This is a genomic window from Dietzia sp. CW19, assembly GCF_014145265.1.
Lineage (GTDB): Bacteria > Actinomycetota > Actinomycetes > Mycobacteriales > Mycobacteriaceae > Dietzia > Dietzia natronolimnaea.
In genome coordinates this window covers 1-7,759 of sequence record NZ_JAALEE010000219.1, presented here as the reverse complement: position 1 = coordinate 7,759, position 7,759 = coordinate 1, and the positions used below count along the sequence as shown (strand labels likewise).

At 70.9% G+C, this 7,759-nt stretch carries 6 protein-coding genes and 1 pseudogene; 6 read left to right on the top strand and 1 reads right to left on the bottom strand.

Annotation, left to right across the window (positions count from 1 at the left end):
• From G6021_RS07320 to G6021_RS07300, 5 genes and pseudogenes are all read left to right on the top strand, one after another.
• Window positions 1–225: pseudogene (locus tag G6021_RS07320) on the top strand (WYL domain-containing protein); the annotation flags it as partial.
• Window positions 222–1,193 (top strand): WYL domain-containing protein, encoded by a 972-nt coding sequence (locus tag G6021_RS07315; protein ID WP_182640967.1) that lies wholly within the window; start codon window positions 222–224, stop codon window positions 1,191–1,193. The pseudogene G6021_RS07320 and the gene G6021_RS07315, both read left to right, overlap by 4 nt.
• 108 nt (window positions 1,194–1,301) lie before the next feature.
• The gene (tatA, locus tag G6021_RS17750) at window positions 1,302–1,769 is read left to right on the top strand and encodes a Sec-independent protein translocase subunit TatA (protein ID WP_182617383.1); all 468 of its coding nucleotides are present in this window, start codon (window positions 1,302–1,304) and stop codon (window positions 1,767–1,769) included.
• A gap of 117 nt (window positions 1,770–1,886) precedes the next feature.
• A complete protein-coding gene (tatC, locus tag G6021_RS07305) occupies window positions 1,887–2,825 on the top strand; it encodes a twin-arginine translocase subunit TatC (protein WP_241730486.1) in 939 nt (312 codons plus the stop codon).
• Window positions 2,809–5,469 (top strand): DEAD/DEAH box helicase, encoded by a 2,661-nt coding sequence (locus tag G6021_RS07300; RefSeq protein ID WP_182640965.1) that lies wholly within the window; start codon window positions 2,809–2,811, stop codon window positions 5,467–5,469. Before tatC ends, G6021_RS07300 begins: the two co-directional genes overlap by 17 nt.
• 176 nt (window positions 5,470–5,645) lie before the next feature.
• Here G6021_RS07300 and G6021_RS07295 read toward each other — a convergent pair whose 3' ends face one another.
• Window positions 5,646–6,575, bottom strand: a complete 930-nt coding sequence (locus G6021_RS07295) for a 5'-3' exonuclease H3TH domain-containing protein (RefSeq protein ID WP_179525258.1) — start codon at window positions 6,573–6,575, stop codon at window positions 5,646–5,648.
• Between the two features lie 138 nt (window positions 6,576–6,713).
• On the opposite strand from G6021_RS07295, the gene G6021_RS07290 reads away from it, so the two are divergent.
• The coding region (locus G6021_RS07290; RefSeq protein WP_182640964.1) for a Xaa-Pro peptidase family protein at window positions 6,714–7,759 on the top strand (1,046 nt) is incomplete at its 3' end.

Sequence of the window (7,759 nt, the reverse complement as noted above, 5' to 3'; positions counted from 1 at the left end):
TGGGCGGCGGACGGCCACGCCGCCGAACTCCGGGCGATGGCCCGCGGTTCCGGGCCCGCGACCCGGTTCGGTCGCGCCGGCATCGACCTGGAGGTGAGTGCCCCCCTCGGCGAGCTGTCGTCGATGGTCGCCTCCCAGGGCGCCGACGCCGTCGCCCTGAGACCCGCCGAGCTGCGCGTCCGGGTCGTGACCATTCTCACCGCGGCGCAGGAGGCCGTCCGATGACCCCCCGTGCCGTCCCGTTGGCGACCCTGCTCAGCGTGGTCCCGTACTTCCACTCCCGGGGAGCCGTGCCCGTGGCCGACGCCGCGCGGGACCTCGGCATGTCGGACAAGCAGCTCCGGGACGCCCTGTGGCAGCTGTGGTCCTGCGGGCTCCCCGGGTACGGCCCGGGCGACCTCATCGACCTGGCGTTCTCGTCCGAGGACCTCGACGACGCAGAGCTGGTCGAGGTGACGTTCACCGCCGGGATCGACCGGCCCGTCCGCCTCACCGCCGCCGAGGCCGTCACCCTGGAGACCGGGCTCGCGATCTTCCTGGATCATCCCGAGGTGGTCGACCAGACCGCCCTGCGCGATCTGCTTCGGACCCTCCGGACCGCGGCGGGTGTCGAATCGGGTGCCGGGGGACGCGGCGTCGACGCCGCCCGTCCGGAGACCACCACCCCGGATGCCGATGTGGTGCGCACCGCGGTCCACGACGGACACGCGCTGCGATTCGTCTACCACTCGGCCAGCTCCGACACCTCCACCACCCGGGTGGTCGATCCCGCTCGCCTCTCGGTCTCCGACGGCCACTCCTACGTCCACGGCGTCGACCGCGGGACGGGTCAGTGGAGGACGTTCCGCACCGACCGGATGAGCGGGGTGGAGGAGGTCGGACCGCGCCGCGCGCTCGGACCGGAACCCCAGGACGACGGCGAGGCGGGCGTCCTGATGGAGCGGGCCGTCGTCCCCTCGGCGGCGGCGTGGTTCCTCGACGAGTTCGGCTTCCACGACGTCGTCCGGCGCCCGGACGGAGATCTGGACGTCTCGATCGCTTATCACGACCGGGCGTGGCTGGTCAGGTTCCTGCTCGGGCACGCAGACGTGGTGACGCCGTCGGACCCCGCGCTGGCCGCGGAGATCGCCGCCCGGGCCACCGCGGGACTCGCGCTCTACTCGGCAGGCGACGACTCGATATCGTCGACGTGAAATCGTGGTGAACCCGCTGGTCACCGCCTTTGCAGACGAGGACCGCGACAACGCCTGTCGGCCTCGGTGCGTTAGCATGGGCATGTTGTCCCACAAACGGAGGTTGACATGGGTGCGTTGAGCATCTGGCACTGGCTCATCGTCCTCGCGGTGGTGCTGATTCTCTTCGGCTCCAAGAAGCTCCCCGACGCCGCGCGCGGTCTCGGCCGGTCGATGCGGATCTTCAAGTCGGAGATCAAGGAGATGCAGAACGACGACAAGCCGGCCGAGCCTGAGGCGCTCACGCAGGCCGGCCAGCCGAATGCGGCGCAGTACGTCCAGCCGCAGGCGCATCCCCAGCAGGCACAGCCCCAGACCCAGGGTTACCCGCAGGCCCCGCAGCAGCCGTACCAGCAGACCCAGGCTCAGCAGCCGGGTCAGCCCCCGCAGCCGTACCAACAGCCGGGTCAGCCCCAGCAGCAGTACCAACAGCCACAGGGTCAGCAGCCTAATCAGCAGCCGCCGCAGCCCGGCCAGCACCAGCAGCACTTCGATCCCACCGCGCCGTACGACGGCGGCACCGGCCCCCAGCGGTAGCAGGCCACCTCACCGATGACGCAGAGCGGACCGGAGAAGACCGGCGCCACCCCCAGGGGCGGCGCCGGTCGGGTGCTGTCCAAGCGCAGGCGCCGGCCACGGAATCCCGACGGCACGATGCCGCTCATCGAGCACATCTACGAGCTGCGCACGAGGCTGCTCATCGCCCTCGCGGCGATCGTCGTGACGCTGGGCTTCGGCTTCTGGTGGTACGGCAGCGGATTCTTCGGAGTCCCCTCGCTGGGTGAGATCCTCACCGGACCGTACTGCGACATCCCACCCGGTGCCCGCCTCCAGCTCGGCGACTCGGGGGACCAGTGCCGCCTCCTCGCCACCGGCCCCTTCGAGCAGTTCATGCTGCGTCTGAAGGTGGCCGCGACCGCCGGCATCGTGCTGGCCAGCCCGGTCTGGCTCTACCAGCTGTGGGCCTTCATCACTCCCGGCCTGCACAAGAACGAGAAGCGCTACGGGATCGCCTTCACGTTCCTCGCCGCCGTCCTGTTCATCGGCGGCGCCGTCCTGGCCTACATCGTCATCGTCTTCGCCCTCGAGTTCCTGCTCTCGATCGGCGACAACGTCCAGACCACCGCCCTCTCAGGTACGCAGTACTTCACCTTCCTCATCCAGCTGATCCTGATCTTCGGGGTGAGCTTCGAGATCCCGTTGCTCATCGCGATGCTCAACGTCGCCGGAGTGCTCCGGTACGAGGTGCTCGCCAGGTCCCGCCGCGGGATCATCATGGGGATCTTCGTCTTCGCCGCCGTGGCCTCGCCCGGGCAGGACCCGTTCTCGATGCTGGCCCTCGCCGGGGCGGTGTGCATCCTGGTGGAGATGTCCATCCAGTTCGCCCGCATCCACGACAAGCGCAAGAGCAGGAACCGCGAGGAGTGGCTCGAGGTCGACGACGAGTCCGCGTCGCCGCTGGGCCCGTCCGAGCGCCTCGACGGCTCCGGTGCGGTCCGGTCCACCGGCCCGCTGTCCGCACCCGAGCCACTCGGTGGTGCCCGGCCCCTCCAGGCGCCGTCGGGTGGGGCGATGTATGACGACACGCTCTGAGCCCCACGATTCGGGCACGCTGCTCGAATCGTTCCTGCAGACGGAGGGCTTCGACCCGGACCCGTTCCAGCTGGAGGCGTTCACCGCGCTCGACGCCGGCCGCAATCTGCTCGTCTCGGCGCCCACCGGCTCGGGCAAGACGCTCATCGGGGAGTACGCGGCCCACCGGGCGTTGTCCGGCGGCGGCAGGTGCTTCTACACCACGCCCGTCAAGGCGCTGAGCAATCAGAAGTTCCGGCAGTTCCGTCATCGGTTCGGGCCCGAGAACGTGGGGCTGCTCACCGGGGACCACTCGATCGACGCCGACGCCCCGGTGGTGGTGATGACCACCGAGGTCCTCCGGAACATGATCTATTCAGGCTCCTCCGCCCTGCACGACCTGGACTGTGTGGTCATGGACGAGATCCACTACCTGGGTGATCGGTCGCGAGGGGTGGTGTGGGAGGAGATCATCCTCACCCTCGATCCGGCGGTTCGACTGGTGGGCCTGTCGGCGACGCTGAGCAACACCGACGAGCTGGGGGACTGGATCAGCGAGATCCGGGGGGACACCGCCGTGGTGCTCTCCGAGCTGAGGCCCGTTCCGCTCGCACACATGCTCTACACGGACGGGGATCTGATCCCGGTCCGCGCGGCGGCCGACCAACGGCGGCGCACCCGAGGCGGATATCACGACGAGCGGGTCGCGGCCCGGCCCCGAGCGCAATGGGCGCGGCGCCAGGACGTCATCGAGAAGCTCGACGACGACCATCTGCTGCCCGCGATCTACTTCGTGTTCTCCCGGGCGGGCTGCGACGGGGCGGTCTCGCAGATGCGGCGGGCCCGGTTGCGGCTGACCACCGGGGAGGAGTCCCGGCGGATCGCCTCGCACGTCGACGCCGCATGCGCACAGGTGCCCCGACACGACCTGGACGCGCTCGACTTCACCGCCTTCCGGGCCGGGCTGGTCAGCGGCATCGCGGCCCACCACGCGGGGATGCTGCCGCTGTTCCGGACCATCGTGGAGGAGTTGTTCTCGGCGGGTCTGATCAAGGTGGTGTTCGCCACCGAGACCCTCGCCCTGGGAATCCACATGCCAGCCCGCGCGGTCGTCCTGGAGAAGACCACCAAGTTCAACGGCGACACCCACGCCATGCTCACCTCCGCGGAGTACTCGCAGATCACCGGGCGCGCCGGGAGGCGGGGGATCGACACCAAGGGCACCGCGGTGGTGCTGGACCAGCCGGACCTCGACCTGGACGCCCTGTCCGCACTGGTGGACACGCCGCGATTCCCCTTGCGTAGCGCGTTCACCCCCGACTACTCCATGGCCGTCAACCTCGTGGAGCAACTCGGCGTGGTGGAGGCGACCTCGCTGATCGGCAGATCGTTCGCGCAGTTCCAGACCGATCGCACGCTGGTGTCCCGGTCCCGGGCCGTGGAACGCAGGACGGATGAGCGGGACCGAATCCGTGCGGATCTGGAGGACGCCGGCGGGGACTCGCAGCTCGACGAGTACATGGCGCTCCGCGCGGACCTCAGCCGACTGGAGAGGTCCACCGAGAAGGCGACCCGGGACGACCGGCTGGAGTCCGTCCGTGCGGCGATGCTCAAGCAGACCGCGGGTTCGGTGATCACCGTGGGCCGTAAACGGTTCGGCATGGTCGCCACGGTGTTGCAGGTCCGCACGGACATCCCCGCCGACCCGGCACTGCTGTGCCTGACCGACACCGGCTGGACCGGTTGGCTGCGTCAGCAGGATTTCGCGGCGCCCCCCGTCCCGGTGGGGAGGGTCGATCTGCCCCGGGGCCGGCGAAAGCTCGACGGGCGGGCCAAGCGGGCGCTGGTGCAGCGGATGGAGGGGCTCCGGGGTAAGGCCCGGGGCCGGATCAAGAACGCCGGCGGCAAGCCCGTCCGCAAGGACCCGCGGATCGCCGCGGCGCGGCGCGCCGTGCGCCAGCACCCCCTGCACGAGGACCCGCGGATCGACAGGCTGGCACGTCTCCACGAACGCTGGGCCCGTGCAGCGGCGGACGTGGCTGAGCTCACCGCCGAGGTGGAATCCGACTCCGACTCCCTGGCCCGCCGTTTCCGGAGGATCGTCGGCCTGCTCGACCACCTGGGATACCTGGAGGAACACGAGGGCGCGATCCGCGCCACGGACGCCGGCCGTCTGCTCGCGGGTGTGCACACCGAGCAGGACCTGTTCGTGGCCGAGTGTCTCCGACGCGGTGTGTGGGTCGGACTCGACCCGGCCGGTCTGGCGGCGGTGATCGCCACCGTCGTGGCCCACCCCCGGAGTGACGCGGTGGTCCGCGAACCGTCCGACGAACTCCTGCGCGCGGCCCTCGCCGAGACCGAACTCGTCGCCGCCGACGTCGCCGCGATCGAGAAGGCCCACCAGCTACCCTCGACCCCCGATCTCGACGCGGGACTCGCACCGGTCCTGCACCACTGGGTGTCGGGTGGCGCGCTGTCGTCGATCCTCGCCGCCTCGTGGCAGGAGGGCGTGGAACTCACCGCCGGGGACTTCGTTCGCTCCGCGCGGCTGGTCGTGGACGTCCTGGCCCAGGTCGGGCAGGTCGCCGAGCCCGATCTCGCGCGGACGGCGCGGTCGGCCGTGGGGTCCCTACGTCGCGGGGTCGTACTCGACCACACGGTCTGACCCCCGTCGCGCCATCCCTCCACCGCGCAGTCGCGCCATCCCTCCATCGCGAAGAGCGTTCCGCACACATCGTGCGAGAAGAGGGTGTGCGGAACGCTCTTATCGATGACTGGCGCTGGAGATTTCCGGCGCGGGAGATGACCGGCCCCGGGCCTGCAGGGGACCGGCGACGGCTCTCAGGCCGGGTCCAGGACCGAGGCCGCCTTCTCCAGACGCCCGATCGCACGCGCCTGTCCCGTGGCCTCACCGAGGGCGTCCAACCGCGCCCGGTCCACGTGTCCGCGCCGGCCGTCGGTATCACCCTCGAACTCGAGCTCGAACCCGCGACCCCGCAGACGGACCACTCCGCGGGCGGCGGTCAGATAGTCGGCGGCCTCGAGAACCGCCTTCCGCTGCCGGGCGGTGAGACCAGATCCGTCGTCCTCGGCGGCCTCCACGATGCCGTCGAGGCCCCCGTACTCCCGCACGAGGGAGGCCGCGGTCTTGGTGCCGATCCCCGCCACCCCCGGCAGGCCGTCGGAGGCGTCACCGACGAGTACCGCGTAGTCGGCGTACACGCGCGCGTCGTCGCCGAGGGGAAGATCGAAGCGCTCCGCGACGACCTCGGGGGTGTACGCGAGTCGCTTCTTCATCCCCGCCCCCACGTACACGACCGTGGTGCTCGCCGACGCCAGCTGGAACAGGTCGCGGTCGCCGGTCACCACCAGCACCTCGCGATCACGCGCGGCAAGTTCCGCCAGGACGTCGTCGGCTTCGGCGTCGGCGGCGGACGCCTGCGTGATACCCGCGGCGGTGAGGATCTCCCGTATCGCGCCGACCTGCGGGTGGAGTGAGGCGGGCGCGTCCTCCCCGCCGTCGTCCCCGACACGGTGGGCCTTGTACGACGGAACCAACCCCACACGCCAGTCGGGGCGCCACTCGCGGTCCAGGGCCGCCACCAGTCCGGCCGGCGAGTACTCCTCGAGGAGCACCGACACCATGTCGCAGAATCCACGCACCGCGTTGGCCGGTGCGCCGTCGGGTCCGGTGATCTTCTCCGGTACCGAGTGGAACGCGCGGAACCACAGGCCGGCACTGTCGAGAACCATGAGCGGGCCCTGGGACACCGCGCCTCCTCGGGTCGAGTGTGGGCCGGGTATCGACCTGGCGTCAGAATAGTCCTCCCCGTGAGAGGGCGAGGTGACAGTGGTCCGCCGGGAGCGGACGGCGGGCGCCCGCGACGCCCGACGACCTAGGGTGGGGGGATGAGCACCGGCCCCTCGGACACCCACGCCCGGCGACTGACGGCGGTGCGTGATCGAGCGCGCGAGCTCGGGATCGATCACGTGGTGGTGTACTCGGGCGAGGACATGGACTACCTCACCGGCGAACGCATGGAGTCCCACGAGCGGCTCACGGCCCTCGTCGTGCCCGTCGGGGACGGAACGCCCCTCCTCGTGCTCCCTGCGCTCGAGCTCACCGGTGTCACCCGCCGGGCCGCCGCCCGGGTGGGCGCGGACATCCATCCCTGGGCGGACGGTACGGACGCGGTCCCTCTGGTCGCGGGCACGGTGTGGGGCCGGATCGCCGTCTCGACCGCGCTGCCCGCGCTCCATCTCGTCCCACTCCAGCTGGGTGTCGACGGTGAGGTGATCCTGGCCTCGGAGGTGATCGACCACGTGCGGGCCGTCAAGACGCCGCACGAGCTCGACCAGCTCGCCGAGGCCGCCCGCCGTATCGACGCGGTCCACGCGCGGATGGGTGAGTTCCTCGAGGTCGGTCGTAGCGAGGAGCAGGTGGGTGAGCTGATCTCCGCCGCGATCGTGCAGGAGGGGCTCACACACGCCGAGTTCGTGATCGTCGGCTCGGGGCCCAACGGCGCCGACCCGCACCACGGGGTCTCAGACCGCGTGATCGAACCGGGGGACATCGTCGTGGTGGACATCGGCGGGCCACTCGAGAGCGGGTACCACTCGGATTGCACCCGCACGTACTCGATGGGGGCGCCCGACCCCGGGATCGCCGAGGCGTACGCGGTGCTGCAGGAGGCGCAGCGTCTGGCCCGGGAGGCGGTGCGCCCTGGCGTCGCGATCGGCGAGGTCGACGCCGCGGCCCGCGAACACCTCGCGGCCGCGGGGCTCGGGGAGTTGTTCCTCCACCGCACCGGACACGGGATCGGTCTGGGGCTGCACGAGCCCCCGTTCGTCGCGCCCGGGGCCGACACCGTGCTGGCGGAGGGCATGGTGTTCTCCGTCGAGCCCGGGATCTACACGGCGGGCGGGTGGGGTGCCCGTCTCGAGGACATCGTCGC